The 25,082-nt window shown below is 59.8% G+C and carries 28 protein-coding genes and 2 tRNA genes; 20 read left to right on the top strand and 10 right to left on the bottom strand.

The window, feature by feature from the left end:
- Positions 1-125: 125 nt before the first annotated feature.
- Both OP496_RS04155 and hda read left to right on the top strand, forming a co-directional pair.
- Positions 126-1,217, top strand: a complete 1,092-nt coding sequence (locus tag OP496_RS04155; protein WP_280562222.1) for an AI-2E family transporter — start codon at positions 126-128, stop codon at positions 1,215-1,217.
- Entirely contained in the window at positions 1,214-1,912 is a 699-nt protein-coding gene (hda, locus tag OP496_RS04150; RefSeq protein ID WP_280562221.1) for a DnaA regulatory inactivator Hda, read from the top strand. Before OP496_RS04155 ends, hda begins: the two co-directional genes overlap by 4 nt.
- 9 nt (positions 1,913-1,921) lie before the next feature.
- On the opposite strand, the gene OP496_RS04145 is transcribed toward hda, so the two are convergent.
- Positions 1,922-2,347 carry a secondary thiamine-phosphate synthase enzyme YjbQ gene (locus OP496_RS04145; RefSeq protein ID WP_280562220.1) on the bottom strand — a complete coding sequence of 142 codons (426 nt, stop codon included), beginning with the start codon at positions 2,345-2,347 and terminating at the stop codon, positions 1,922-1,924.
- Between the two features lie 180 nt (positions 2,348-2,527).
- Between OP496_RS04145 and OP496_RS04140 the strand changes: the two genes are divergently transcribed.
- Complete coding sequence (locus tag OP496_RS04140; protein ID WP_280562219.1) at positions 2,528-3,907, top strand: class II fumarate hydratase; 1,380 nt, start codon at positions 2,528-2,530, stop codon at positions 3,905-3,907.
- Positions 3,908-4,002: 95 nt separating this feature from the next.
- Here the strand turns inward: OP496_RS04140 and OP496_RS04135 are convergent, their stop codons facing one another.
- The 3 genes from OP496_RS04135 to OP496_RS04125 form a co-directional block, all read right to left on the bottom strand.
- Entirely contained in the window at positions 4,003-5,106 is a 1,104-nt protein-coding gene (locus OP496_RS04135; RefSeq protein ID WP_280562218.1) for an endonuclease/exonuclease/phosphatase family protein, read from the bottom strand.
- A gap of 126 nt (positions 5,107-5,232) precedes the next feature.
- Positions 5,233-6,738 (bottom strand): glycerol-3-phosphate dehydrogenase, encoded by a 1,506-nt coding sequence (glpD, locus tag OP496_RS04130; RefSeq protein ID WP_280562217.1) that lies wholly within the window; start codon positions 6,736-6,738, stop codon positions 5,233-5,235.
- A gap of 129 nt (positions 6,739-6,867) precedes the next feature.
- A complete protein-coding gene (locus OP496_RS04125; protein WP_280562216.1) occupies positions 6,868-7,632 on the bottom strand; it encodes a DeoR/GlpR family transcriptional regulator in 765 nt (254 codons plus the stop codon).
- Positions 7,633-7,989: 357 nt separating this feature from the next.
- On the opposite strand from OP496_RS04125, the gene OP496_RS04120 reads away from it, so the two are divergent.
- Positions 7,990-8,066, top strand: a tRNA-Val gene (locus OP496_RS04120).
- Between the two features lie 69 nt (positions 8,067-8,135).
- A tRNA-Val gene (locus OP496_RS04115) sits at positions 8,136-8,212 on the top strand.
- Between the two features lie 67 nt (positions 8,213-8,279).
- Here OP496_RS04115 and OP496_RS04110 read toward each other — a convergent pair.
- The 4 genes from OP496_RS04110 to OP496_RS04095 form a co-directional block, all read right to left on the bottom strand.
- Positions 8,280-8,753, bottom strand: coding sequence for a GAF domain-containing protein (locus tag OP496_RS04110; protein WP_280562215.1), 474 nt, complete (start codon positions 8,751-8,753; stop codon positions 8,280-8,282).
- Positions 8,754-8,835: 82 nt separating this feature from the next.
- Entirely contained in the window at positions 8,836-9,663 is an 828-nt protein-coding gene (locus OP496_RS04105) for a MetQ/NlpA family ABC transporter substrate-binding protein (protein WP_280562214.1), read from the bottom strand.
- Between the two features lie 124 nt (positions 9,664-9,787).
- Positions 9,788-10,441 carry a methionine ABC transporter permease gene (locus tag OP496_RS04100; RefSeq protein ID WP_280562213.1) on the bottom strand — a complete coding sequence of 218 codons (654 nt, stop codon included), beginning with the start codon at positions 10,439-10,441 and terminating at the stop codon, positions 9,788-9,790.
- Entirely contained in the window at positions 10,422-11,465 is a 1,044-nt protein-coding gene (locus tag OP496_RS04095; RefSeq protein ID WP_280562212.1) for a methionine ABC transporter ATP-binding protein, read from the bottom strand. Before OP496_RS04095 ends, OP496_RS04100 begins: the two co-directional genes overlap by 20 nt.
- 472 nt (positions 11,466-11,937) lie before the next feature.
- On the opposite strand from OP496_RS04095, the gene OP496_RS04090 reads away from it, so the two are divergent.
- The 6 genes from OP496_RS04090 to OP496_RS04065 all read left to right on the top strand — a co-directional run bounded on the left by OP496_RS04090 (position 11,938) and on the right by OP496_RS04065 (position 16,635).
- On the top strand, positions 11,938-12,552 hold the full coding sequence (locus tag OP496_RS04090; RefSeq protein ID WP_280562210.1) for a riboflavin synthase subunit alpha: 615 nt from the start codon (positions 11,938-11,940) through the stop codon (positions 12,550-12,552).
- A gap of 111 nt (positions 12,553-12,663) precedes the next feature.
- Positions 12,664-13,209, top strand: coding sequence for an adenine phosphoribosyltransferase (locus tag OP496_RS04085; protein ID WP_280562209.1), 546 nt, complete (start codon positions 12,664-12,666; stop codon positions 13,207-13,209).
- Positions 13,210-13,274: 65 nt separating this feature from the next.
- Positions 13,275-13,763: a xanthine phosphoribosyltransferase gene (gene gpt / locus OP496_RS04080; RefSeq protein ID WP_075370279.1), complete on the top strand. Its 489-nt coding sequence runs from the start codon at positions 13,275-13,277 to the stop codon at positions 13,761-13,763.
- A 37-nt stretch (positions 13,764-13,800) separates the two neighbouring features.
- Positions 13,801-14,493 (top strand): uracil-DNA glycosylase, encoded by a 693-nt coding sequence (gene ung / locus OP496_RS04075; RefSeq protein WP_280562208.1) that lies wholly within the window; start codon positions 13,801-13,803, stop codon positions 14,491-14,493.
- A gap of 136 nt (positions 14,494-14,629) precedes the next feature.
- Positions 14,630-15,259 (top strand): uracil phosphoribosyltransferase, encoded by a 630-nt coding sequence (upp, locus tag OP496_RS04070; RefSeq protein WP_280562207.1) that lies wholly within the window; start codon positions 14,630-14,632, stop codon positions 15,257-15,259.
- Positions 15,260-15,387: 128 nt separating this feature from the next.
- Positions 15,388-16,635 (top strand): uracil-xanthine permease family protein, encoded by a 1,248-nt coding sequence (locus OP496_RS04065; protein ID WP_280562206.1) that lies wholly within the window; start codon positions 15,388-15,390, stop codon positions 16,633-16,635.
- 3 nt (positions 16,636-16,638) lie between these two features.
- On the opposite strand, the gene OP496_RS04060 is transcribed toward OP496_RS04065, so the two are convergent.
- Positions 16,639-17,226 carry a cupin domain-containing protein gene (locus OP496_RS04060; RefSeq protein WP_280562205.1) on the bottom strand — a complete coding sequence of 196 codons (588 nt, stop codon included), beginning with the start codon at positions 17,224-17,226 and terminating at the stop codon, positions 16,639-16,641.
- An 86-nt stretch (positions 17,227-17,312) separates the two neighbouring features.
- Here OP496_RS04060 and OP496_RS04055 point away from each other — a divergent pair, with 86 nt between their 5' ends.
- The 9 genes from OP496_RS04055 (at position 17,313) to OP496_RS04015 (ending at position 23,221) form a co-directional block, all read left to right on the top strand.
- Positions 17,313-17,531, top strand: coding sequence for a hypothetical protein (locus OP496_RS04055; protein WP_280562204.1), 219 nt, complete (start codon positions 17,313-17,315; stop codon positions 17,529-17,531).
- Positions 17,532-17,635: 104 nt separating this feature from the next.
- Complete coding sequence (locus OP496_RS04050; RefSeq protein ID WP_280562203.1) at positions 17,636-17,842, top strand: hypothetical protein; 207 nt, start codon at positions 17,636-17,638, stop codon at positions 17,840-17,842.
- Positions 17,843-17,938: 96 nt separating this feature from the next.
- Complete coding sequence (gene mobA / locus OP496_RS04045; RefSeq protein WP_280562202.1) at positions 17,939-18,538, top strand: molybdenum cofactor guanylyltransferase MobA; 600 nt, start codon at positions 17,939-17,941, stop codon at positions 18,536-18,538.
- A gap of 146 nt (positions 18,539-18,684) precedes the next feature.
- Entirely contained in the window at positions 18,685-19,251 is a 567-nt protein-coding gene (gene mobB, locus OP496_RS04040) for a molybdopterin-guanine dinucleotide biosynthesis protein B (RefSeq protein ID WP_280562201.1), read from the top strand.
- Positions 19,248-20,519, top strand: a complete 1,272-nt coding sequence (glp, locus tag OP496_RS04035) for a gephyrin-like molybdotransferase Glp (RefSeq protein ID WP_280562200.1) — start codon at positions 19,248-19,250, stop codon at positions 20,517-20,519. The genes mobB and glp overlap by 4 nt, the downstream gene beginning before the upstream one ends.
- Complete coding sequence (moaC, locus tag OP496_RS04030) at positions 20,516-21,295, top strand: cyclic pyranopterin monophosphate synthase MoaC (protein ID WP_280562199.1); 780 nt, start codon at positions 20,516-20,518, stop codon at positions 21,293-21,295. Before glp ends, moaC begins: the two co-directional genes overlap by 4 nt.
- 10 nt (positions 21,296-21,305) lie before the next feature.
- On the top strand, positions 21,306-21,764 hold the full coding sequence (gene moaE, locus OP496_RS04025) for a molybdopterin synthase catalytic subunit MoaE (RefSeq protein WP_280562198.1): 459 nt from the start codon (positions 21,306-21,308) through the stop codon (positions 21,762-21,764).
- A complete protein-coding gene (gene moaA / locus OP496_RS04020; protein WP_280562197.1) occupies positions 21,761-22,750 on the top strand; it encodes a GTP 3',8-cyclase MoaA in 990 nt (329 codons plus the stop codon). The genes moaE and moaA overlap by 4 nt, the downstream gene beginning before the upstream one ends.
- Before the next feature lie 174 nt (positions 22,751-22,924).
- Positions 22,925-23,221 (top strand): hypothetical protein, encoded by a 297-nt coding sequence (locus OP496_RS04015; RefSeq protein ID WP_280562196.1) that lies wholly within the window; start codon positions 22,925-22,927, stop codon positions 23,219-23,221.
- A 70-nt stretch (positions 23,222-23,291) separates the two neighbouring features.
- On the opposite strand, the gene OP496_RS04010 is transcribed toward OP496_RS04015, so the two are convergent.
- Entirely contained in the window at positions 23,292-24,974 is a 1,683-nt protein-coding gene (locus tag OP496_RS04010; RefSeq protein WP_280562195.1) for a ribonuclease J, read from the bottom strand.
- Positions 24,975-25,082 lie beyond the last annotated feature (108 nt).

Raw genomic sequence — 25,082 nt, 5'->3', positions numbered from 1 at the left:
CCGCCTGGCGCCCGAGGCCAGGGCGGTATTAGGGAAGCTACATTGTAGCATTGCCCCACGGGAGGCGCATCGCCCGCGCAGGCGTGTAGAATCGAAACCCAAAGAGCTGGGAGACACGTATCGCAATGACACGCATACAAGTGTGGTGCCTTCTGGGCGCGGCGGGATTGATCTGGTTGCTCGTCTTGCTGGAGCCCATCTTGATGCCGTTTTTCGTCGGCATGATATTGGCTTATCTAGGTGATCCGGTGACCGACTGGTTGGAGGCACGCGGTTTATCACGCCGGCTCTCGGTGAGCGTAGTATTCCTCGTGCTGGCGCTGTCGATAGTCTTGGCGTGCTTGATTCTGATTCCCTTGCTGGGTCGACAGCTGGCGCAGTTGGTCGAATCCTTCCCGGCCATCTTCAACTGGGTGCAGTCGGTGGTGCTACCGGAGGTCCAGGCCGTGACGGGCGTGGATCTCAGCGCTGATTTCGATCAGCTGCGCAGCACCTTGATGGAGAACTGGCGCGAGACCGGCACGGTGGCGGCCGCAGTTCTGGCCCAGGCGTCGAAGTCAGGCATGGCGTTCGCCGTGTGGATGGGCAATCTGGCGCTGCTTCCCGTGACGACCTTTTATTTTCTACTCGACTGGGATCGGCTCAAGGCACGCCTGCGCGATTTGCTGCCGCGACACGTCGAGCCAACGATCACGCGCCTGAGCCATGAATGCGACGAGGTGTTGTCGGCCTTTCTGCGCGGGCAACTGCTGGTGATGCTCAGCCTGGCGGTGATCTATGCGACGGGGCTGAGTCTGCTGGGCTTGCGTTTTGGCCTTTTGATCGGCTTGGTGGCGGGGCTGGCCAGTATCGTGCCCTACTTAGGCGTGATCGTCGGCATTAGCGTGGCGGCGTTAGTGGCATTCTTCCAGTTCGGCGAATGGCTGCCGTTACTCGGTGTGGCTGTGATCTTTGGTATCGGGCAGCTTGTCGAAAGCACCGTGCTGCAACCGGTATTGCTTGGTGACAAGATTGGCTTGCATCCCATTGCGGTCATTTTTGCGGTCTTGGCGGGGGGGCAATTGTTCGGTTTCATCGGCATTTTGCTCGCATTGCCGGTCGCAGCGGTCATCATGGTAGTATTACGTTACCTTCATGAGCGCTATAAAAACAGTCGCTTATACGATACATCCTGTCACGCTGACGCCTCGCACGAAGGCGATGAGGAAAGGTCATGATCGGGTCCGCGCAGTTGCCACTGGGAGTGGGGCTGAGTGACGATGCAACGTTTGCCAACTTCCATGCGTCGAGCAATGCCCCGTTGCTCGAGCGCTTGCGCGGCCAGCTCGACACGGACGGCGAGCCGTTTCTGTTTCTGTGGGGTGCCCCGGGCAGCGGTCGTAGCCACCTGTTGCAAGCTGCCTGTCACGAAGCCGGCGACCGGGGAGGACGTACCTTGTATCTCCCCTTGCGCGACCTGGGCCATTTTCCGCCGCATATGCTCGAGGATCTCGAACGCCTGGAGCTGGTGGCGATCGACGATCTTTCTGCGGTACTTGGGCGCAAGCGCTGGGAAGAAGAGCTATTTCATTTCTTCAATCGCATGCGCGATGCCAACAAGCGTTTGGTAATCGCCGCCGAGGCAGCACCGCGCCAGTTGCCCACCGTGCTGCCCGATCTCGCCTCGCGCTTGAGCTGGGGCGTGACCTTCCATGTTCAGTCGCTGGATGACAGCGGCCGCTTCGAGGCCTTGCAGTTGCGCGCACGGGTGCGCGGCATGCAGCTCCCCGATGAAGTCGCGCGCTACATTCTGCACCGAGGCCCGAGGCAGCTTTACGCGCTATTCGATGCCCTCGCTCGTCTCGATCATGCCTCGCTTTCCGCTCAGCGCAAGCTGACCATTCCTTTCGTCAAGCAAGCGCTGGGGTGGTAATAAGCCAAGTCATGCGTCGTCGCCGTTGAGGGTGGCGAGAATCCGCCGCGGTCCGCCGTGCTGGCGATGCTCGCCTAGCCATATGCCTTGCCAGGTGCCGGTGGCGAGTCGCCCCGAGTCGACGGCCAGCGTCAGCTGCGTGCCGAAGAGGCTGGCCAGGACGTGTGCCGGCATGTCGTCGGGCCCTTCCAACGTGTGGTGCATGCCGTCGATGCCTTGAGGCGCAAGTCGTTCGGCATACAGGGCCATGTCGTGGCGCACGTCAGAATCGGCGTTCTCATTGAGAGTGAGCGACGCGGACGTATGCAATAATTGTAGATGCAAGAGCCCGAGACGTACGGAGGCGAGTGCTGGAAGCTGGTCGATGATCTCGTCAGTGATGAGATGAAAGCCCTTGTGGTGTGGGCTCAGGGTGAGTGTGGTGCGATGCCACATGATGGATTCTCCCGAGAGGTAATGACGATGCCTTGAAAGGCGTCATCGGCAGCACAATTTCACATTGATAGTCGCCGGGCGCGTGCGCCCCGGAGGGGCGACCGTCATGAATGTCGATAATGACGGATATCGCCATGATGGGGCGCGTGCACGGTGGTCTCAACCGATCAGGAGGGTGTGATGAGCGAGACACGCATTGAACGCGATAGTATGGGAGAGCTAGAGGTTCCCGCCGATTCACTGTATGGCGCCCAGACACAGCGTGCCATCAACAATTTTCCCATCAGTGGGCAGCCCATGCCCTCTGCGTTCATTCAGGCGGTGGCACGTGTCAAGCTGGCGGCGGCGAACGTCAATCGTGACCTTGGCCTGCTCGACGCCCCGCGCGCGGAGGCGATCATCAATGCGGCTCAGCGTCTTGTCGATGGTGAGCATGGCGATCAGTTTCCGATCGATGTCTTCCAGACGGGGTCGGGCACATCGACCAACATGAACGTCAACGAGGTGATCGCGCATCTCGCCAGCGAGAGTGGCACCGAGGTTGGCCCCAACGACCATGTCAACATGGGGCAGTCGAGCAATGACGTCATTCCCACCGCGTTGCATCTGTCGGCGGCGCTGGAGGTCGAAAAAACGTTACTTCCCGCCTTGCGCCACCTGCAGTCGGCTATCGATGCCAAGGCGCACGAGGTAGACGATGTCGTCAAGACGGGGCGTACCCACTTGATGGATGCCATGCCAGTTCGCATGAGTCAGGAGCTTGGTGGCTGGTCCAACCAGGTCGCTCAGGCCATCGAGCGCCTGGAAGGCACCCAGCAGCGGCTGACACGCTTGGCGCTCGGCGGCACGGCGGTGGGCACGGGGATCAACGCCCATCCTGAATTCGCCGAGCGGGTCGCCAAGGCGCTCGGCGAGCAGACGGGGCTCAACCTGCGCCCCAACGATAGCTTCTTCGCCAGCCTGGGATCGCAGGATGCTGCCGTCGAGTTGTCCGGCCAGCTACGTACCTATGCCGGTGCGGTGATGAAGATCAGCAATGATCTACGCTGGATGAACTCAGGCCCCTTGGCGGGACTGGGAGAGATAGAGCTCGAGGCCTTGCAGCCAGGCAGCTCGATCATGCCGGGCAAGGTCAATCCGGTGATTCCCGAGGCAGCGGCGCAGACCGCGGCACAGGTGATCGGGCTGGATAGCGCGGTCACGGTGGCGGGGCAGAGCGGCAACTTCCAGCTCAATGTCATGCTGCCGTTGATTGCCTCGAACCTGCTGACATCGCTTCGCTTGATGTCCAGCGCCAGTACGCTGCTCGCCGATCGTGCCATCGCGACCTTCAACGTGCGGCGTGACAATATCGAGGCGCCGCTGTCGCGCAATCCCATCTTGGTGACTGCGCTCAACTCGGTCATCGGCTATAACGCGGCGGCGCAGGTCGCCAAGAAAGCCTATCAGGCAGGACGTCCGATCATCGACGTAGCCGAGGAAGAAACCGAATTATCCCGCGAGGAACTCGAACGTCTGCTCGATCCCACGCAGTTGACACAAGGCGGCATCCCCGAATGACGTGATAAAACGGCAGGAGTTTTGGGCGCTCTCAGGGGCGCCCAATGTATTGAGCTCATCGCACTTGGCTGTCTCGCTGGGTGACAAAGACGGGCTCAGTCGTCGTCCTTGACAGGCTCCTCGCCACGCCGGTCATGGGCTTCCTCGATGGTTTCCTGGGCGTCTTGGCGCTCTTCGCGATCCGCGTCCGGGCTGTCGTTTTCATCGGCACGTGCCGGCCGATAACGGAAGGTCGCGAGAATCGGGAAGTGATCGGAGCCGAACGCCGAGAGGCGGCGTAGTGCGATCAAGGTGAAATGCTCGCTGACGAAGACGTGATCCAGCGGCCAGCGTAGCCAACGATGCTCGGCGTGGAAGGTGCTGTAAAGCCCGCGTCCGCGGCGAGGGTCCAGCATGCCGCTGATGCGGCAGAAAAGGCGCGTCGTCTTCGACCATGCCACGTCGTTGAGGTCACCGGCGACCAGCGTGGGTTGATCCGAGTCCCGGACCGTCTGGCCGACCAGCAACAGCTCGGCATCGCGCCATAGCGATTCATCGCTTTCGCCGGGCGCAGGTGGTCGTGGATGTACGGCATGAAAGCGTACGCGTTCGCCACTAGGCAGCTCGAACCAACCGTGTATCGACGGGATGTCGTCTTGGATCAACCATTCGACATGCGGCTCATGCAGCGCGAGACGTGAATACAGGTGCATGCCGTAGAGGTTGTCGAGGGGAATCTTGACGGTATGAGGATGGCTTTCGCTCAGCGCTTCGTCGAGGCGCTCTTCCCACCAGGCGTCGGATTCTAATGTCAGCACGATATCGGGATCGATCGCGTGGATCTGGTGCATCAGTGAGATAGCCTGGCGATTGGGCGTGAGAACGTTGGCGACCAGCAACGAAAATTGACGTGAAGCATCCTCGCCTTCGGCATTTACCACCTGGCGTGCTGCCAGCGGTGTCCAAGGGAAAATGCGCGCGCCTTGCACGCCGAGCACTATCAAACTCGCGATGGCGCCAATCCAGCCCAGTGGCGACCAAGGCAGCACACACAGTAAAGCCATGAAAATCACGATGGCGAGTACCGCCAGTTGCATGCGGGGAAAGTCGAAACCGCGCACCCACCAGTAGCGTAAATCCAGCCACGGGATGGCAGTGGCGATAAATGCCGCAAGCGCGAGCAGGGCAAGCGCTATCTCAGCGATATACTCAATCATCATGGCCTCGTCCGGCGGCGCTGGCCCTGGCTCCATGCCGGGGCGTTACCGTCCATGGTCAGCGTGGAGATCGAGGATAGCAGGCTACGTGGTGATGGGGCCAAGCAATGGCGTCACCGCATAGGCTAGTCAGGCCGCACGGCCTTGGCAATGACGATTGAGGTAGGCAGTCAGGCGGTGATGTTGTTCGGGCGTGAAACGCAGCCCCAGCTTGGTGCGTCGCCAGAGTATGTCGTCCGGTGAACGCGCCCATTCTTCACGTAGCAGGTAGTCGACTTCGGCCTGCGTGAGGCCTGCGCCGAACGTTTCGCCAAGCTGGTCTTCGCGGTTGACGCCGTGCAGGAAGCGCAGGCATAGCGTGCCATAACTCGAGGCTAGACGCCGCGCCCGGGCTTCCCCCAAGAAGGGATAATCGCGGACGAGCTGCATGGCAAATGCCTCGCGCGAGTCGATGTCACCGCCAGGGAGCGATGTCTCGGCGGTCCACGGTGATCCGGCCTCGGTGAAGTAGGGCTTCAGTTGCTCCAGGGCGGCTTCGGCCAGCTTGCGGTAAGTAGTGATCTTGCCCCCGAAGACTGACAGCAGCGGTGCACCGCGTGCGTCAAGGTCGAGCGTGTAGTCGCGTGTCATCGCCGAGGGGTCGGCGGATTCGTCATCGCATAACGGCCGCACACCCGAGAAGGTAGTGACGATGTCCTCGTGGGAGAGCGTCTGGGTGAAATGTTGATTGACCACGTCGAGCAGGTAGTCGATTTCCTGACGGCTGGCGTTGACCTGGCCTGGATCACCTTGGTATCGGACGTCGGTCGTTCCGATCAGGCTGTAGTCCTGCTGATAGGGCAGCACGAAGACGATGCGACGATCTTTGTTCTGCAGGATATAGGCGCGCTCGTCAGTGTTGAGGCGCGGCACGACGATATGGCTGCCCTGGATCATGCGAACGCCGTAGCGCGAATCGCGCTGGGCGTTTTCGCGCACTACCTGCTCCACCCAAGGCCCGGCAGCGTTGACCAGGGCGCGCGCGTGTCGTATATGACGTTTGCCAGTGGTGACATCTTCCAGCGTGATGTGCCAGAGGCCGTCTTCTTCCTGCGCTCCGACGCAGCGGCTTCCCACCTGGATATCGGCGCCATGTTCGCGCGCTTGCATGGCATTGAGAACGACTAGCCGGGCATCATCTACCCAGCAGTCGGAATATTCAAAACCGCGCTTGATAACTGGTTTGAGGGGGCTTTGTGCGTCAAAGCGCAATCCCTTCGATGCGGGTAGGCTGGCACGCTGGCTGAGATGATCGTAAAGGAATAGACCCGTTCGGATCATCCAGGCCGGACGTAAATGCGGCTGGTGTGGAAGGATGAAGCGCAGCGGCCAGACGATATGCGGTGCCTTGCGTAACAGCACTTCACGCTCGTGCAGCGCTTCGCGTACCAGGCGAAATTCTCGATGCTCAAGGTAGCGCAGACCGCCATGGATCAGTTTGCTGCTCGCCGAGGAGGTCGCGCTGGCGAGATCGTGCTGCTCGCTCAGGGCGACGCGCAAGCCACGGCCAGCAGCATCATTGGCGATACCGGTGCCGTTGATGCCACCACCGATGACGAAAAGGTCGAGTATGTCCTGTCGGGGGGAGGCGTTCATGGCAAGCTCCGCAAGGTTGGGTTCGCAGATCGTATGTTCGAATATGAAAGTAGCGTAATCGTAAACGAACATCAAGTTGACGCAACGAACATGGCGTCACCGAGTGACGCCATAAGCGGGACAAGCCGATCAGGCGCCGGCGATATGCAGTGTTACATCATGTTTGCGTAGCAGGCGCAGGATGCCGTCGGGCGGTTGGCGGTCCGTGAACAATGCGTCGATCTGCGAGATGTTGCCTTGGCGCACCACGGCATTGCGATGGAATTTGGAGTGATCGGCGGTCAGGAAGACCTGGCGCGAATTATGGATGATGGCCTGGGCGACACGGACTTCCTGATAGTCGAATTCGAGCAACGAGCCGTCATCGTCGATGCCACTGATGCCGATGATACCGTAGTCGACCTTGAACTGATTGATGAAGTCGATCGTGGCTTCGCCGATGATGCCGCCGTCGCGCGAGCGCACCTGACCGCCAGCGATGATGACGTTGAAATCCTCCTTGTGCTGAAGGATTGCCGCCACGTTGAGGTTGTTGGTAATGACCTCTAGGCCCTGATGGTCGCGTAGTGCCTCGGCGACCATTTCATTGCTGGTGCCAATGTTGATGAACAAGGAGGCGGAGTCGGGAATCTGTGCGGCAACGCATTCAGCGATGTGCTGTTTGGCATCGGCATTGAGTGTCTTGCGCGTATGATAGGCGGTGTTGACGGTGCTCGATTCAAGGCCGGCCCCACCGTGCACGCGCTTGATTGCGCCTTCGTCGGCCAATTGGTTGAGGTCGCGGCGAATCGTCTGTGGCGTGACGGAAAAATGCTGTGTGAGCTGCTCTATAGAGGCGTAGCCCTGATGCTTCACTAGGGTGACGATGGCGTCGTGGCGGTCTTGTTGTGTCATGGGAGGTTCCGTTACCTGGCGAGTAAAACGGCCGATGAATGAGCCATGTCGTGTGGGTATACGCGAACATTGAACAGGCGGCGCAGTGCAGGCTGCAAGGCTATGCTAAACCATGCACTAGTGCGGAAAAAGGCATTATAAATTGTTGTAAAACGAAAGTAGACGTAGGTTTTGCCCGCTAAAGCGAACTTTTACAAGCAGGAGTGGGGCGTGCCGAGTGCTTGCGTCAAGCGTCTGAACCTTGGCGAATTTTTAGGTCGGGGCTTGCAATTTTCTACGGCCTGCGTAAAATGCGCATCCGTTGCCAAGGCGAGAGTCGTCAAAAGCAGTAATGGCATTGTCAAAACGAGTAAAAATAGGACCGTAGCTCAGTTGGTTAGAGCGCCACGTTGACATCGTGGAGGTCAGCGGTTCAAATCCGCTCGGTCCTACCAAGTGCTTAATGTGGAAGTGCGTAATGTTTTTGGTGCTTAGCGTCTAAATGCTGCCAACAATCGATTTGCAGGACCGTAGCTCAGTTGGTTAGAGCGCCACGTTGACATCGTGGAGGTCAGCGGTTCAAGTCCGCTCGGTCCTACCAGAATATTGAACGCCCCCGCTGTTTATTGCAGCGGGGGCGTTTGCGTTCGATCTTCGTGCCGTCGAGTTTATCCGGTTACGCTGGATGTTGAGAGATCGCTGGCGGCGATGAAGATGTCAACCAAGCGCTCGATCCCGCGTTGGTCGTCTTCGCTGAAGCGCTCGAGGCGTGGGCTGTCGAGATCCAGCACCCCCCAGAGTTCGCCGTCGTGCACGATGGGTACCACCAACTCCGAGCGTGACGCGGCATCGCAGGCGATGTGTCCAGGGAAGGCATGGACATCCGCGACACGTTGTGTGCGACGTGTCGTGGCGGTGGCGCCGCACACACCTGTGTCGAAAGGGATGGGATTGCAGGCCGGCAAGCCCTGGAATGGTCCGAGGATGAGCGTGCTAGGCTGCCGCTGAAGGTAAAAGCCAGCCCAGTTCAGGTCGGTGATCTCGTGCTTCAGAAAGGCACAGGTCTGTGCCGCGTTAGTCAGCCAATCACGGGTGTCCAGCAGGGTTTCCAGTTGACGGGCAAGCAGGGCGTAGTCACTCATGATGTCTCCAGGCGGATGCGGGTGATAACGAAACAGGCCGACCCTGTGGGGCCGGCCTGTCGAACGAAGCAGCTGACGGTGGTTACTTCCAGCCGGGAACTGCTGCGCCCTTGAAAAGTTCGTTAGCCTTATCGATGACAGCCTGCGATTGATACGCCTTGACCAGATTCTGGATCGCTTCGTCGTCCTGCATGTCCTTACGCGTCACGATCAAGTTGACGTAGGGCGACTCCGGTCCTTCCTTGATCAATGCGTCATCCAGACTGAGACCTGCCGGCTGGGCGAAAGTATTGTTGATGAAGGCCAGGTCCACATCGGGCAGCACGCGCGGCAGTTGGGCGGCTTCGATTTCGCGGAACTCGTAGTCATGCGGATTATCACTGATATCCACCGGTGTCGCTTCGAGGTTTTCCGGATCGTCGAGCTCTAGCAGCCCTTCATTATGCATCAGAATGAGCGAGCGCCCTTCATTGGAAGGGTCGTTGGGCAATGCGATGGTTGCTCCGTCGGGTACGCTGGAGATGTCGTCGTAGCGTTCGGAATATGCGCCGATCGGGTAGACGAAGGTCTTTCCGGCGATGGCGAAATCGTAATCGCGGTCCTCGATCATGCTATTCAGGTACGGCTCATGCTGGAAGGCATTGGCATCCAGGCTGCCGTCGGCGAGGGCGGCATTGGGCGAGACGTAGTCGGTGAACTCGACGATTTCGATATCGAGGTCATAGTCGTCTTTGGCGACTTGCTTGGCGACTTCCATGACGTCCGTTTCCGGACCTGCCACGGTGCCGACCTTGATCGATTGCGTTTCGGCGTCATCGCTGCCGCAGCCGGCGATCAAGCCGGCGCCGAGCAGTGCCGCAGCACCGAAGAGACGCACGGGGTGTAGGACCTGGGCGAGAGTGTCGTTCATGTTGTGAGCTCCTTGAATGAGGCGTTGCCGCCGGATGCACGATGGTTCCCGAAAAGTATTTATGCTTTTTGGATATAAAAGTTTTTCCTAGTATAGCTTTATGTTTGTTCCACTGGCCACGCACTCATTTATGGTCGGCCTTGCGTACCAAGCGGTCGCCAAGGCTTTGAAAGCCCTGCACCATGACCACCAGTATCGCCACCGTAATGAGCATGATCATCGGGTCGAAGCGATTATAGCCATAACGGATGCCGAGATCGCCCAGACCGCCACCCCCGACGGCGCCGGCCATGGCCGAATAGCTGACCAGCGTGACCACGGTAATGGTCAGACCGTTGATGATACCGCCCTTGGCTTCCGGCAAGAGCACCTTGGTGATGATCTGCAGCGGAGTGGCGCCCATGGCCTGGGCGGCTTCGATCAGGCCTGGGGGAATCTCGTTGAGCGCGCCTTCGACAAGGCGCGCGACGAAGGGAATCGCGGCGATGATGAGCGGCACGACGGCGGCGTTGGTGCCGATGGAACTGCCGACCACGAGGCGCGTGAAGGGAATGATCGCCACCATGAGAATGATGAAGGGTATCGAACGGCCTATATTGGTGACGATTCCCAGAACGCGTTGGGCGACTGGCTGCGCGAGGATCTGCCCCGGACGCGTGACATACAGCAGAACCCCGAGAGGAATGCCGATCACGGCCGAGACCGCGCCCGACAGGGCGACCATATAGAGTGTATCGAGCGTTGCCTCGAGGATCAGTTCAAGCATCGCGCTGGACATGGCCGAGTACCTCTACATTGATGTCGTGGGATTCGAGTTGCGAGAGCGCTTGTGACGTTTTCTCGGGCGTGCCGATGAGCTCGGCGATCATCAGGCCTAGCGTGCGGCCCTGGATCGACTCCACCTTGGCTTGCAGGATGCTGACATCGACGCCGCTATCGCGTGCCAGGCGCGAAATGAGCGGCGTTGCAACATTGGCGCCGGAAAACGCCAGACGGACCACGGGATGTGTATGCTCGCCGGGTGCTTCCTCGAGACGCTCGACCAGCACTTGCGGTGGCTCGAGCTCGAGAAAGGCGTTGAGAAAATCGCGTCCCAGTCGTGTCGCCGGTGCGGTGAAGAAATCGCCGACGTCGGCTTCCTCCACCAGCTCGCCATCCGAGATCAGGCCAACACGGTGGCAGATGCTCTTGACCACTTCCATCTCATGGGTAATGAGCAGAATGGTCAGTCCCAGCTTACGGTTGATGTCCTGTAGCAGTTCGAGGATCGACGCCGTCGTCTGTGGGTCGAGGGCGGACGTCGCCTCGTCGCAGAGCAGTACCTTGGGGCGACTGGCGAGGGCGCGCGCGATGGCCACACGCTGTTTCTGTCCCCCCGAGAGTTGCGCCGGATATTGCGTGGCCTTGTCGGTCAGGCCCGTGAGGTCGAGCAGCGGCCCGACGCGCTCGCGAATCTCGCCTTTCGATACGCCCATCAACTCCAGCGGCAGCGCTACGTTGTCGAAGACCGTGCGCGAGGCGAGCAGGTTGAAATGCTGGAAAATCATGCCGAGCTGATGGCGCGATTGCCGCAGGGCTTCGCTGTCCTGCTGGGTCAAGTCCTGGCCGTCGACGATGACATGGCCCTCGGTCGGGCGTTCGAGGAGGTTGACGCAGCGAATCAGCGTTGACTTGCCCGCGCCGGAGAGACCGATCACGCCATGGATGGCGCCCTTCGGGACTTCCAGGTCGATATTTTTTAGGGCATGGATCGCCGTGGGACCGGCCCCATAGGTTTTGGAGACACCGTCGAGTTTGATCATCGTCTTCGTTTGGGTCGATGCGTTGGGACGTCATGGCCAGTGGCACGCCGGCGACCGTCGGCGACCGAAGCATTGTCATGCCTGGAGTGGCGTCGCATGTGGCAAAATCCAGCATTATAACGAGACTGGACTGCCTTTGTGGCGGGATTTGTAGGCTGTGGCCATAAAAAAAGGCCACCCAGGCGGGTGGCCATCAACGCTGGACACACCCTTTTAGCGGTATTTCCCCGGAACATGCCCGGGCGCGCCCGCAATCTGGGGACAAATCGGCGCTCAAGAAGCGGTGGATTTTAGGGAACGCCTCGAGATCTGTCAATATCTCTAGGCCACGTTCTGGCATTCAAGGACTTTATTCAGTGTTATCACCTATTTGGGGGAGCATTTAAAGGTATAGGTGTCTGGCGATGGGGGCCGATGGGTCATGGTAGGATGATGGCTTTTGAAGCGTGAAAGCATTGGTCAAGGAGTCGAGATGTTTACCGGTATCGTGCAGGGCATGGGAACGGTGGTGGCCGTGGAAGAGGAAACGCAGTTCCGGCGCCATATCGTGTCGTTTCCCGAGGGCATGGTGGACGGGCTCGAAACCGGTGCCTCGGTGTCGCATAATGGATGCTGCCTGTCAGTGACTCGCATCGAGGGCGACCAAGTGTCCTTCGATCTGATGCGTGAAACATTGCGCCTCACTAACTTGGGAGCGCTGAGCGTTGGTGACCAGGTCAATCTCGAGCGTGCTGCGCGCATCGGTGACGAAATCGGTGGCCATTCGATGTCCGGTCATGTCATCTGTCAGGCGGCCTTGGAAGAACTTGACGAGGCCCCTAACAACCGTCGCTTGTGGTTCGCGATGCCAGAGGTGCATGCGCGTTTTCTGTTCGAGAAAGGCTACATTGGCGTCGATGGCATCAGTTTGACGATCGGTGCCGTCGATGGCGCGCGCTTCTGCGTCGACTTGATTCCCGAGACCTTGTCGCGCACGACATTGGGCGAGCGCGTGCTGGGCGAGTGGGTGAACATCGAGATCGATCCGCAGACTCAGGCGATTGTCGAGACGGTGGAGCGGGTGTTGGCATCGCGTAGCGCCGAATGAACGAACGCGCTGTTGTACACCCTCGATTCCTGGCGTTGCATTGGGTACCATTTACGGCTTTGTCCGCTGCCCGTCGCGGCTAAACCGCGTGCCTAGCTGATGGAGCCTCAGATGAGCATTTATGGCGATTATATAAAGTCGGTCATTCGCACCGTCCCCGATTGGCCCCACCCGGGGGTCAATTTCCGTGATATCACGCCGGTGCTGCAGAACAGTGCCGCTTTCCGCAAGCTCATCGATAGCTTCGTCCACCGTTATCAGGAGCTCAATCTGGATGCAATCGCCGCCATCGATGCGCGCGGTTTCATTATCGGCGCGCCGGTTGCCTATGAGCTGAACTGTAGCTTCGTGCCGGTGCGCAAGAAAGGCAAGCTGCCGTTCAAGACCATCAGCGAAACCTATACGCTGGAATACGGTGAATCGACCGTCGAGTTGCATTCTGACGCCTTCCGCGAAGGCGACCGTATCCTGGTGATGGATGATCTGATCGCCACTGGTGGCACCATGCTGGCGGCGGCCTCGCTGATCCAGCGTAGCGGCGGACACGTGGTCGAGACCGCCACAATCATCGATCTTCCCGAACTTGGCGGCGCGCAGAAGCTCCGCGATGCTGGCCATAGCGTCTTCGCTGCTTGCACCTTTACCGAAGACGAATGATGCACGTGGGTGCGTGGCCGCCGCGCACTCTGCCGCCCCTTATCTTCCGTTAGTAGGGTCTACTAATGAGTACCGATCGCTACCACCAGCAGTTCACCGTTTCCTGGGACCAGTTGCATCGCGATGTGCGTGTCCTGTGTCACCAACTCGTCGAGCGAGACTTTAAAGGTATCGTCGCGATCACCCGCGGCGGATTGATTCCCGCTGCATTGATCGCGCGTGAACTCAATGTGCGTCTGATCGATACCGTGTGCATCAAGAGTTACGAACACAAGGAGCAGGGCGGCCTGAACGTCATGAAGGGCGTCGATCACGATGGCGATGGTTGGTTGCTGGTCGATGACCTGGTCGATACAGGAAAGACGGCGCAGGCGGTGCGCGAGATGCTGCCCAAGGCGCATTTCGTGACCATCTATGCCAAGCCGGAAGGTCGTCCGCTGGTCGATCAGTGCTTGACCGAAGTCGCGCAGGACTGCTGGATTCAGTTCCCGTGGGACATGGGCATTGCCTATGTCGAGCCGTTGGTCGACCAGGTGCGTTCGCGCGATTCATGAGTCTCGTTGCCCAACGCAAGCGTAAGGAAGGTGTGTGATGTCTCAAGTCTTGCCGGATAGCTGGCAACGTCATCTGGGCCCGGAATTCGAGGCGCCCTACATGCAGACGCTGCGCGCGTTTTTGGCGCGTGAAAAAGCCGCGCGCAAGGTGATCTATCCGCATTCGGATCACTGGTTTCGTGCCTTCGAGTTGACGCCGTTGGATCAGGTCCGCGTCGTGGTCTTGGGGCAGGACCCGTATCACGGGCCACACCAGGCGCATGGGTTGTGCTTCTCGGTGCGCCCCGGTATCCCCGCACCGCCTTCATTGCAGAACATTTACAAGGAACTGGCGCAGGACGTGGGCACGACCCCGGTTTCGCACGGCTTTCTCGAGTCCTGGGCGCGTCAGGGCGTGTTGCTCCTCAATAGTGTATTGACCGTCGAGCAGGGTAACGCCGGCGCGCATCGGGGGCAGGGCTGGGAGGCCTTCACCGACCGTGCAATTCAGGTGGTCAATGAGCAATGCGATGGGGTGGTTTTCTTGCTTTGGGGTAGTTATGCCCAGAAGAAGGCATCGTTCGTCGACCGTCAGAAACACCTGGTGTTGCATGCCCCGCATCCTTCGCCCTTGTCGGCGCACCGTGGCTTCTTCGGTCAGCGTCACTTCTCTCAAGCCAATGCCTTTCTGGCCGCACGGGGCCGAGAGGGCATCGACTGGCAACTGCCGGCACAGCCTGAGTTCATCTAGTCCCCTTAACCCGCGCTCCCTGGCACGCTAGAATACGTGCAAATCCGGGCCGCTCTCCGGTCGCATCCGTGACGTACCCGCGTGGCCGATGTGAAGTGCGGTTCGGCTCGTCATCGCCGAAAGGATATCCCCCGACATGAGCGTTCATGCCATCCAACATCCCCTGGTCAAGCATAAGCTGGGCCTGATGCGTGAAGCCGGTATCAGCACCAAGAGCTTCCGTGAGCTGGCCAGCGAAGTCGCCAAGTTATTGACCTATGAAGCGACGCAGGATCTCGAGACTCAGAAGACCGAGATTCCGGGATGGAGTGGCGGCTTGCTCGAAGTCGAACTGCTCAAGGGCAAGAAGGTGACCGTGGTTCCCATTCTGCGTGCCGGTCTGGGCATGCTCGATGCCGTTACCGATCTCATTCCCAGTGCGCGTGTCAGTGTGGTGGGGCTTTATCGCAACGAAGAGACGCTGGAGCCGGTGCCGTATTTCGAGAAGTTCGTCGGTGATCTCGACGAGCGTCTGGCGATCGTCATCGATCCCATGCTGGCTACGGGGGGCTCCATGGTGGCGACGCTGGATATGCTCAAGGCGCGTGGCTGTCCGCTCGTGAAAGTCATCGTTCTGGTCGCGGCGCCTGAGGGTATCGCCCGAGTTCAGGAGGCTTATCCCGAAGTGGAAATCTATACCGCTTCCGTCGATGAGCGCCTCGACGAGAATGGCTACATCATTCCGGGTCTTGGTGATGCCGGCGACAAGATATTCGGCACGCGCTGAGACGATATCTGCCACGAGGCCCCTGACGTTTTGCACTCAGGGGCTTTTTTGGGACCTCGCCCTGGCATGTGGCACGTCGTGGGCGGTGCTTGAGCGTACTGCTTTAATTGCTTTGGAGACTTCTCGTCATGTCGGATACCGAGCCCCCGCTTGCCAACTCCACGCCAACGTCGTCCTGGCCGCGCACGCTGATCACCGGAACTCAAATGCTGTTCGTGGCATTCGGAGCCTTGGTGCTGGTGCCGCTTTTGACGGGACTGGATCCGAGTGTGGCGCTATTCACGGCGGGCATTGGTACCTTGATCTTTCAGTGCGTCACGCAACGCAGCATCCCGGTGTTCCTGGCGTCCTCGTTTGCCTTTATCGCGCCCATTCAAGGCTCGGTGGCCAGCTATGGCATCCCCGCCACATTGGGTGGACTGTTCGTCGCGGGGCTGATCTATGTGGCGATCTCGCAGATCGTGCGCTTGAAGGGTACCGCCTGGCTACATCGCTTGCTGCCGTCGGTGGTGGTGGGGCCGGTGATCATGGTGATCGGTCTGGCATTGGCGCCCGTCGCGGTGGACATGGCGACGGGCGATAACAGCGACATGGGATATGCCCAGGCCATCACGCTGTCGATGGTCAGCTTGCTGGTAACACTGGTGCTGGCCGTCTTCGGGCGTGGCCTGATTCGCCTGATCCCGATCATGGGCGGGATCGTCGTGGGGTATGCGCTGGGCCTGGCAATGGGCGTGGTCGACCTGACGCCGGTGCATGATGCCGCCTGGCTGGCGTGGCCCGATTTCGTGACCCCGACCTTCAATCTTGCGGCGATCCTGTTCATGATTCCGGTGGCCATTGCACCGGTGATCGAGCACATCGGCGACATGGTGGCAATCGGTTCGGTAACGCGTCGCAACTATCTGGAAAAACCGGGTCTCAAACGTACCCTGCTTGGCGACGGGCTGGCAACTTCCGTGGCAGCCCTTTTCGGTGGACCACCCAATACGACCTACTCGGAAGTCACCGGGGCGGTGACGCTTACGCGCAATTTCAACCCGGCGATCATGATCGTCGCGGCCTGTACCGCTATCGTGCTGGCGTTCGTCTCCAAGCTCGGTATATTGTTGCAGACCATTCCCACACCGGTGATGGGCGGCATCATGACGCTGCTGTTCGGTTCCATCGCGGTGGTAGGGATGAACTCTCTGGTGCGTGGCGGTCAGTCCTTGACCGCATCGCGCAATCTCGTGGTGGTGTCGTTGATTCTGGTCTTCGGGATCGGCGGCATGCAGCTTGGCAGTGGTGAATACGCCTTGCAGGGCGTGAGTTTGGCCGCCTTGGTTGGCATCGTTCTCAACTGGGTCTTGCCGCCGGCCGCCGAGCATGAATGACGCCTAACGCCGATGATGTGTGCTCGCCCCGCCCTCTGAGAAACCTGGCGGGGTGTTGGCACTGACGATGACGCAGTCCGCGTCGCCGGTGTTGCGAAAGCGGTGCGGCAGTCGCGAATCGAAATAGTAGGCATCGCCCGTATGCAGGCATTGCGTGTCACCGTTGACGGTAAGCTCGATCATGCCGGTAATCACGACACCGCCTTCCTCACCTTCGTGTTCGAGCATGTCTTCGCCGGTATCGGCGCCCGACGGATAATGCTCGTGGATGATCGACATGCCACGGCTGGGGTGGCGTGCGGCGACCAGGCGCCAAGAGAGGTGGCCGTCGCCGATTTCCGTCAACTCTTCGGCCCGGTAGAAGACCTTTTCCTGGGGGCTGGTTTTCTCGCCGGCGAAGAACTCGCTGATCGAGACCGGTATGGCATCGAGGATCTTCTTCAGAGAGCTCACCGAGGGACTCACGCTATTCTGCTCGATGAGTGAAATCGTGCTGTTGGTCACGCTGGCACGTTTTGCTAGCTCGCGTTGCGATAAATCACGCAACGTGCGCAATTGCTTGAGACGTGCGCCGACGTCGAATCCGCTCATGGATGATCCTTTGTGATGAGACGTTATCGAGCCATGATAGCGCCTCGGCGCGGCGATCTTAACCGCCGCGTGAGGAAGGTGAGGCCATGTCGCTGAGTGATGCGATCAGCTTGCGTGTAGTGGCTTCCTCGGCACCGCTGGGGAATGCTCATCGGCGAGGTACTGGCCTGGCTGGTATTGAGCAGCACGTTGATCAGCACCTGTTGCAATTGACCGCGGTGGCACTCGGCACGCCGGGAGGCGTGCAGGGACGTGTTTCGACGCGTCGCTCGAGGGTTTGGGCTGCACGTTGCAAGGCGTTCTGATGGGCTCGGAGACGCGTGTGCCCAGCGCGCGGTCGGCACTGGATTTATTGTGACCGTGGGCTTCTAGCACACCCGCTGGCATGGCTGGCGTGGAAACATGGCGCGTGCTGCTGCTTGACGAGCCCACCGCCAGCCTCGATCGTCAGGCGATTGCAGATGTCAGTACATTGATTTCGTCGCTGCATGAAGCGGGCTATGCCGTCGTGCTCAGTGCCCATCAACCTAGCGTGTTGACCGAGCGCTGCGATGAGTACTGGTGCCTCGAACAACGATGCCTACAGGTAAGTGTCTTCAAGCAGGGGGCGGTGTGACGCGGTCATTGCCGTGCGCACCTGGTAAGTGGCTCGGCGTGTGCAGTGAAGCCGAGTATGATGGTGGGAGTGACAGCCAGTCCGGGAGCGATAGGCATGCACGAGAATGAAGTGACTGCCGTGGTATTGGCGGGAGGAGAAGGGCGTCGCATGGGCGGCCGCGATAAAGGCTGGGAGTCGTTTGCGGGTGAGCCCTTGATCACGCACGTGGTAAACCGTTTGGCGTTCCAGGCTGGTTGCATCGCGATCAATGCCAATCGCAGCCTCGAGCGTTATCGTGCGCTGGGATATCCGCTCATCAACGACCGTGAGAGCGGCTATCATGGGCCGCTCATGGGCATGTGGAGCGCGTTATGTGCCGTGGACACCCCGTGGGCGCTGTTCGTGCCTTGCGATTCCCCGGCGCTGCCGGCGGATCTGGCGCTGCGTTTGCAGCAAGGGCTTGGCGACCGCCGTATCGCGGTCGCACATGACGGCCAACGGGCGTACCCGGTAGTGGCCTTGATCGATACCGCGTTGCGCGACGATCTCGGCGCGGCCCTGCGCGATGGCGAGCGCAAGATAGATCGCTGGTATGCGCGCCACCCGTGGTGTCATGTCGATTTTTCCGATCAGCCCGAGGCGTTCGCCAACCTCAACTCCTCCGATGATCGTGACGTTATGGAGCGGCGCTGGCGCTCTAGCGAGTCATTTTGACCCGGTGACTGCCTGCCTGTGCGATTTTTGGAGAGCCAAGGCGATTTGCTATCACATCAATGGTGGTCGCGCGGCATGTTTGTTGCCCCCTGTTACCCATTGAGGGTTCTCCCCCCGACGACTTGGAATGAGGACGACGAGACGCGATGACCTTATCGTTCGATGCGCTAGACACGCCACTGCTGGGGATCGCCGCTTGGAGTGGGGCCGGCAAGACGACGCTGCTCGAGGCACTTTTGCCCAGACTAGCCGATGCGGGAATGCAGGTGGCAGTGATCAAGCATGCCCATCACGCCTTCGACATCGACCGCCCCGGCAAGGATAGTTATCGGCTGCGTCGGGCAGGCGCGACGCCGATGCTGGTGGCGTCGGGCAAGCGTTTTGCCTTGATGATGGAAACACCCGAACGCGAGGAGGCCGATCTCGCGGAGTTGATCCCCCATGTGCTGCCCTTGGCGCCGGATTTGATTCTGGTCGAAGGTTTCAAAACCTGGCCTCTGCCCAAGCTGGAGCTGCATCGCGAGGCCCTGGAAAAGCCGCTGATGGCGGCCGATGATCCCTGGATACGAGCGGTGGCGACTCCCGACGATATCGCGCTGCCGGATGGTGTCGAGCGCTTGTTGTTGGACGATCATGACGCCTTGATCGACTGGCTACAGGCCTGGCCGCAACGTTGGCCTGACATGCGTCGCGGCCCTCGGGAGACGTCATGACCTTATCCTGTTTTGAGTTGGGCGAGGGGATGCTCAGCGTCGAAGAGACGCTCGAGGCCCTGGCGACGATGATGCCACCGCCAGTCGTTACGCACCTGGTCAGCCTGGCGGCGGCTGGCAATCGGATATTGGCGGTGGATGCGGTATCGCCGATCAACGTGCCGCAGAACACCAATGCTGCCATGGACGGCATTACGCTGGCGTGGCCCGACGACGCGCCAGCAGGCGACATGTACGTGGACGTGGTGGGTGATGTCCTGGCAGGTACGCGGTTGACGACATCGCTGGCGCCGGGCCAGGCGGTGAGGATTACTACCGGCGCGCTACTGCCGGCCGGCGCGGATACCGTCGTCATGAGCGAGCAGCTCGCCGATGTGGGGATTCACGGTCGCGTGCGCGTCGAACGACCCGATCGGGTGCGGCGTGGACAGAACGTGCGCCAGGCCGGCGAAGATATCGCGCGCGGCCAACGCGCGCTGGGTGCAGGGACACGCTTGCGGCCGCAGCACTTGGGGCTGCTGGCCTCGCTGGGGTACGCGGAGGTCGAGGTGTTTCGCCCGCTACGTGTGGCCGTGTTTTCCACTGGTGACGAAGTCTCGGCGCCGGGCGAGTCGCTGCCGCCCGCCGGCATCTACGATACCAACCGGTTTTCGTTGCAGGGCCTGCTGAGCCGCTTGGGCTGCGAGGTCATCGACCTGGGCATTCTGCAGGACGATCTCGACAGCATGCGTACTTCCCTCGTGGCGGCGGCCCATGAGGCGGATATGGTAATGACCAGCGGGGGCGTCTCGGTTGGCCAAGCCGACTGGGTCAAGCCCGCGCTTACAGCCATCGGCGAGCTGGGGTTATGGCAGATCGCCATGCGCCCGGGAAGACCCTTGGCGTTCGGGCGTATCCATCAAACGGGGGGCGTGACGGTGCCTTTCTTCGGACTGCCCGGCAATCCCGTGGCAGTCATGGTGACCTTCCTGCAATTCGTGCAGCCGATGTTGCGGCGCATGCAGGGCGAACATGACTGGCAACCGTCCCGTTTCACGGCGCTGGCCGCCGAGCCCTTGAAAAGCCGCGAGGGACGCGTCGATTATCATCGCGGTGTCTATACCAGTGATGAGGCCGGCCAGCTTTGGGTGCGTACTACGGGCCGTCAAGGATCGGGGATTCTCAGCTCGATGGTGGCGGCCAATTGCCTTATCGAAATCGGTGACGGATGTGCCGCCGTCGAGGCGGGAGCGCTGGTGACGATACAACCCTTCGGTGACCTGACATGAGTTTGACCCATCTCAATGCGCGTGGCGAAGCCCACATGGTGGATGTCGGCGACAAAGCCGAAACGCAGCGCGAGGCCGTGGCAAGCGGACGCGTCGTCATGCGCCCGGAAACACTGGCATTGCTGGCCGAAGGTGGTTTGCCCAAGGGCGATGTGCTGGCCACGGCACGCATCGCTGGCGTTCAAGCCGCTAAGCGCACGCATGAATTGATCCCTTTGTGTCATGCGTTGTTGCTGTCCAAGGTGAGTGTCGACTTTCGCCTCGACGAAGCTGCTTCCTGCGTGCATGTGGAGTCCCGCTGCCGTCTGGCGGGTCGCACCGGTGTGGAAATGGAGGCGCTGACCGCGGTCTCGGTTGCGTGCCTGACGCTCTACGATATGTGCAAGGCGGTCGACAAGGACATGGTGGTCGAAGGCGTGCGCCTGGAACACAAGACAGGCGGCAAGTCCGGTGAGTGGCATCGCGCCTCCGAGGACGTATCCGCGACGCGCGACGCGTCTGAAAACCCGTCCGTCGACAGCGCCGCAATACGCGTCAAGTTTCTCGCCGAATTGCGCGAGCGCCTGGATATTGAAGAGGTGACAGTGCCGGTCGCATCGCTGACAAGCCCCGATGTCGCGAGTCTCAAGACCGCGCTTGAGGCACAGGATCCCCGCTTCGCGGCCTTGTCTGCTGCGCGCATTTTATGTGCCGTCAACCATGCCATGGCGCATGAGGAAACATCGCTCTCCGGTGGGGATGAAGTGGCGTTTTTTCCACCGGTCACCGGTGGATGAGGGGGCAATCATGATCGATGTGCGTGTGCAGTCTCCGGTATTCGATGTGAGCGAGGAGCAACGTCAATTGCTGACAGGGCGTCATGATATAGGTGCTGTGGTGACTTTCACCGGCCTGGTGCGCGATTTCAATGAGCGCCCGGACGTGGAGGCCCTGTCGCTGGAGCATTATCCCGGCATGACCGAGGCGGCGCTGCGTGACATTGCCGGGCAGGCGATGACGCGCTGGACGCTCGACGGGATACGTATCGTACATCGTGTCGGCCGCTTGTCGCCAAGTGACCCCATCGTTCTGGTCATGGTGGCGAGTGCTCATCGCCGTGCGGCATTCGATGCGTGCGATTTTCTTATGGACTACCTCAAGACACGTGCGCCATTCTGGAAAAAAGAACATACTGCAAGCGGGACGTATTGGGTCTCGGCGCGTGACAGTGACGCGCGGGACGCAAACCGTTGGGAGGAAGCATGACCGAGCTGATCGACAATTTTCAGCGCCAGATCCGCTATGTGCGTATCTCGGTGACGGATCGCTGTGACTTTCGCTGTGTCTATTGCATGAGCGAGGACATGACGTTTCTGCCGCGTGCACAGATATTGACGCTTGAAGAGATCGAACAGGTGGCGCGTGCGTTCGTCGAACTGGGCGTGGAAAAGATTCGCTTGACCGGCGGTGAGCCGCTGGTGCGGCGTGGCATCGACGATCTGGTGTCGCGTGTCGGTGCGCTTCCGGGCCTCAAGGACTTTGCCATGACCACCAATGGTGCGGGGTTGGTCAAGCATGCCAAGGCACTACGAGAAGGCGGTATGCAGCGCCTCAATATCAGCATTGATTCACTCGATCCCGAGCGCTTCCGCAACGTGACGCGTACTGGTAATCTCGAAAATGTCATTGCCGGTATTCGTGCCGCGCGCGATGCCGGGTTCGAGCGTATCAAGCTCAATGCCGTCGTGCTTAAAGGGCGTAACGACGATGAAGTTATCGATCTGGTTGACTTCGCGCGTCGAGAAGGCGTGGATATCAGCTTTATCGAAGAAATGCCGCTGGGCGACGTATCCGATCATTCGCGCGCAGAAACCTTTTATTCCAGCGATGATGTCCACGCGGCTATCGCATCGCACTATGCGCTGTTGCCGACCACCGAAGATACCCTGGGGCCATCACGTTATTTTCGGATGCCGGATAGCGATTCGCGCATCGGTTTCATTTCACCGCACAGCCATAATTTCTGCGACACCTGCAACCGGGTGAGGGTCACTGTAGAAGGGCGCTTGTTACTGTGTCTCGGCAACGAACATTCGGTCGATCTGCGTGAGGTTTTACGGCGTTATCCTGGTGATATGGAGCGCCTCAAGCAGCGCATCGTCGAGGCCATGCCATTGAAACCCGAGCGCCATCATTTCCGCACGGATGGTGATGTGGATATCGTGCGTTTCATGAATATGACGGGCGGATAATATTTCGTGTGTTCTTTATTCGCGGTAGCGTGATGTGTCTCCTGACCATAAAGATATAAGGTTCAACTTGGCATGAGGGCATTATTTTCTTGCTAAACCAAGTTCGAGTCATATACTTTTCAGAAACGCCAAGGCGTTATGCTGCAGGTTGGTTATCTCAAATGGAGGAGGCGAATGTCCACTGATACTCTGGAGCGCATTGCGCGAAATAAAAACGTGGCTCGCGCTGCCGCGCGACAGCTCAGTATGGAGCAGCTCCACAAGCTGTCGGAAGTCATCGGTGAAGTGATCGAGCAGAAGCAGCAGGAAGATCACAAGCGCCAAGCTGAAGAAGCCGCAAAAGAGCAGAAGTTGGCGGAAATTCGTGAAGCGATGAGCGATGCCGGCCTTTCTCTGGACGACTTGATGTCCGAAAAGCCGCGCAAGCGTCGGGGACGGCCGCCGAAGAAAGATAAGGAACGCAAGCAGTAAGTGTCGCGCGTGGGACGCTAAAAACGGACCGTAGGGTCCGTTTTGTCATGCTGCCTCATAAGGAGATGCGTCATGAGTCGAGAGGCGAGGTCTCTTCTGCGGCCATGATATGCAGATGGACATCGGGAAGATGACGCAGGTGCTCGTCGAGCCAATGCATCAAGGGGGCGTGCAATTGTTGACGTAACTTGGCGATGGTGTCCGCTTCATGCATGGCCAACTGATCGTCGAGCCAATCGGCGAGGGCGGTATCGTCCAGTGCAAGGTCGTGGCTCGTCTCCCACAACAAACGCCCCACGCGTGCCCATCCCACGGTCTGTCGCACGACCGGGAGCGTCAAACTCAAGATGCCGCTGCGGCGATGCATGCTCGACATGGCGGGAGCGCGCAAGCCTTCCAGGGGATGAATGCGATTCTGAGTGACGATATGCGGCGTCAGCGAGTGGCGCGCAAGGCAACTCAGGCCCTCGTTATCGAAGCGCAGCATATCGCCATTGCGAGGTATCCAGGGCACCTCGATACCCAGCGATTCCGCTAAGTCACTATGCGCTTGTTGATGTGCGAACTCACCATGTATGGGCAGCAAGCGGTGGGGGGCAAGCCAGCCATAAAGACGCTGCAATTCATCCTGTGCGGGATGCCCCGAGGCATGCAGCTCGGGATGGTTGAGTTCATCGTAGAGGGTTACGTGGGCGCGCTTGAGCCCTGCCTTTAACCGCTCGATCAGCAATTCGTTACCCGGGATCGCCTTGGCCGAGAAAATCACGCTGTCGCCGGGCTGGAGTTCGAAATCGGCGTGCTGTCCCTGGGCCAGACGAGCTAGTGCGGAGCGTGGTTCCCCTTGGCTGCCGGTGGCAATGACCAGCACCTCTTCGGGGGGCAAATAGCCAAGGTCGTGAACGGGGACCAGGGAAGGAAAGTCCTCGAGATAGCCAAGCCCTCGGGCGATGTTCACCATGCGCTCCATCGAACGCCCCATGAGGCTGACGCGTCGTCCGCATGCCTTGGCGGCACGACCCAGTGCCAGGATGCGCGCCAGGTTGCTGGCAAAGCAGCTGACGATCACACGGCCGGGGCAAGCGCCGATCGTTGTCTCGAGCGCGCGCGCGACGTCGCCTTCGCTGCGTGAATGTCCGCAGACGGGAGCATTGGTGGAATCGCCGACAACGAGGTCGATAGGCGCCAGTGTCTGGAAACGCTTCGGGCATACAGGGTCACCGATCAAGGGCTCGGGGTCGAGCTTCCAGTCGCCGGTGTGCAGGACACGATGGTCGGATGTCGCCAATAGCAGGGCACAGCTTTCGGGGATCGAGTGCGGCAGCGGTAAAAAGCGTACATCGAAAGGACCGCTTTGCACGGCTTCGTCGGGCGTGATGACGTTAATCGTATCGGTGGGCAGTTGCTGCTCGGCGAAGCGCAGACGCAGCAAGCCGGCGGCCAGTGGCGTCGCATGGATGGGGCATTGCCAACGGGGCCACAGCCAGGCAATCGCGCCGATGTGATCTTCATGTCCGTGCGTGACGAGAATCGCCTGAGGAACGATACCCTGAGAAGGCAAGAGGTCGATATTGGGGACTTGCAGGGGCGCTTGAGGAAGGTCCTGGCGAATCATCATGCCGCAGTCGACCACGATCCAGTGACCAAGATGCCCGTAAAGGGTGAAATTCATGCCGATTTCACCGCAGCCGCCGAGGGGGAGTATCTGAAGGGGTGGTTTGCGGCGTGCGCGTACCTGGATGTGTGATTGGGACATCGTTACCCCTTAACGTGAAGATGTCCATTACTATACGGGATGCCGCGGCGCGGCCACAATCGAGGCTTCTTGTGATCCTCGAATTCGCTACAATAGGCGCCTTTTGGT

Source organism: Chromohalobacter sp. 48-RD10 (assembly GCF_029889785.1).
In the GTDB taxonomy this organism is placed as follows: Bacteria; Pseudomonadota; Gammaproteobacteria; order Pseudomonadales; family Halomonadaceae; genus Chromohalobacter.
The sequence above is the reverse complement of the archived record's forward strand: the minus strand, read 5'-3'. Positions and strand labels throughout refer to the sequence as shown.

Bases quoted from the DNA above. Each gene is read 5' to 3' on its own strand.
- OP496_RS04155 (WP_280562222.1), top strand. From the start codon at position 126: ATGACACGCATACAAGTGTGGTGCCTTCTGGGCGCGGCGGGATTGATC.
- hda (WP_280562221.1), top strand. From the start codon at position 1,214: ATGATCGGGTCCGCGCAGTTGCCACTGGGAGTGGGGCTGAGTGACGAT.
- OP496_RS04145 (WP_280562220.1), bottom strand. From the start codon at position 2,347: ATGTGGCATCGCACCACACTCACCCTGAGCCCACACCACAAGGGCTTT.
- OP496_RS04140 (WP_280562219.1), top strand. From the start codon at position 2,528: ATGAGCGAGACACGCATTGAACGCGATAGTATGGGAGAGCTAGAGGTT.
- OP496_RS04135 (WP_280562218.1), bottom strand. From the start codon at position 5,106: ATGATGATTGAGTATATCGCTGAGATAGCGCTTGCCCTGCTCGCGCTT.
- glpD (WP_280562217.1), bottom strand. From the start codon at position 6,738: ATGAACGCCTCCCCCCGACAGGACATACTCGACCTTTTCGTCATCGGT.
- OP496_RS04125 (WP_280562216.1), bottom strand. From the start codon at position 7,632: ATGACACAACAAGACCGCCACGACGCCATCGTCACCCTAGTGAAGCAT.
- OP496_RS04110 (WP_280562215.1), bottom strand. From the start codon at position 8,753: ATGAGTGACTACGCCCTGCTTGCCCGTCAACTGGAAACCCTGCTGGAC.
- OP496_RS04105 (WP_280562214.1), bottom strand. From the start codon at position 9,663: ATGAACGACACTCTCGCCCAGGTCCTACACCCCGTGCGTCTCTTCGGT.
- OP496_RS04100 (WP_280562213.1), bottom strand. From the start codon at position 10,441: ATGTCCAGCGCGATGCTTGAACTGATCCTCGAGGCAACGCTCGATACA.
- OP496_RS04095 (WP_280562212.1), bottom strand. From the start codon at position 11,465: ATGATCAAACTCGACGGTGTCTCCAAAACCTATGGGGCCGGTCCCACG.
- OP496_RS04090 (WP_280562210.1), top strand. From the start codon at position 11,938: ATGTTTACCGGTATCGTGCAGGGCATGGGAACGGTGGTGGCCGTGGAA.
- OP496_RS04085 (WP_280562209.1), top strand. From the start codon at position 12,664: ATGAGCATTTATGGCGATTATATAAAGTCGGTCATTCGCACCGTCCCC.
- gpt (WP_075370279.1), top strand. From the start codon at position 13,275: ATGAGTACCGATCGCTACCACCAGCAGTTCACCGTTTCCTGGGACCAG.
- ung (WP_280562208.1), top strand. From the start codon at position 13,801: ATGTCTCAAGTCTTGCCGGATAGCTGGCAACGTCATCTGGGCCCGGAA.
- upp (WP_280562207.1), top strand. From the start codon at position 14,630: ATGAGCGTTCATGCCATCCAACATCCCCTGGTCAAGCATAAGCTGGGC.
- OP496_RS04065 (WP_280562206.1), top strand. From the start codon at position 15,388: ATGTCGGATACCGAGCCCCCGCTTGCCAACTCCACGCCAACGTCGTCC.
- OP496_RS04060 (WP_280562205.1), bottom strand. From the start codon at position 17,226: ATGAGCGGATTCGACGTCGGCGCACGTCTCAAGCAATTGCGCACGTTG.
- OP496_RS04055 (WP_280562204.1), top strand. From the start codon at position 17,313: ATGTCGCTGAGTGATGCGATCAGCTTGCGTGTAGTGGCTTCCTCGGCA.
- mobA (WP_280562202.1), top strand. From the start codon at position 17,939: ATGCACGAGAATGAAGTGACTGCCGTGGTATTGGCGGGAGGAGAAGGG.
- mobB (WP_280562201.1), top strand. From the start codon at position 18,685: ATGACCTTATCGTTCGATGCGCTAGACACGCCACTGCTGGGGATCGCC.
- glp (WP_280562200.1), top strand. From the start codon at position 19,248: ATGACCTTATCCTGTTTTGAGTTGGGCGAGGGGATGCTCAGCGTCGAA.
- moaC (WP_280562199.1), top strand. From the start codon at position 20,516: ATGAGTTTGACCCATCTCAATGCGCGTGGCGAAGCCCACATGGTGGAT.
- moaE (WP_280562198.1), top strand. From the start codon at position 21,306: ATGATCGATGTGCGTGTGCAGTCTCCGGTATTCGATGTGAGCGAGGAG.
- moaA (WP_280562197.1), top strand. From the start codon at position 21,761: ATGACCGAGCTGATCGACAATTTTCAGCGCCAGATCCGCTATGTGCGT.
- OP496_RS04015 (WP_280562196.1), top strand. From the start codon at position 22,925: ATGTCCACTGATACTCTGGAGCGCATTGCGCGAAATAAAAACGTGGCT.
- OP496_RS04010 (WP_280562195.1), bottom strand. From the start codon at position 24,974: ATGTCCCAATCACACATCCAGGTACGCGCACGCCGCAAACCACCCCTT.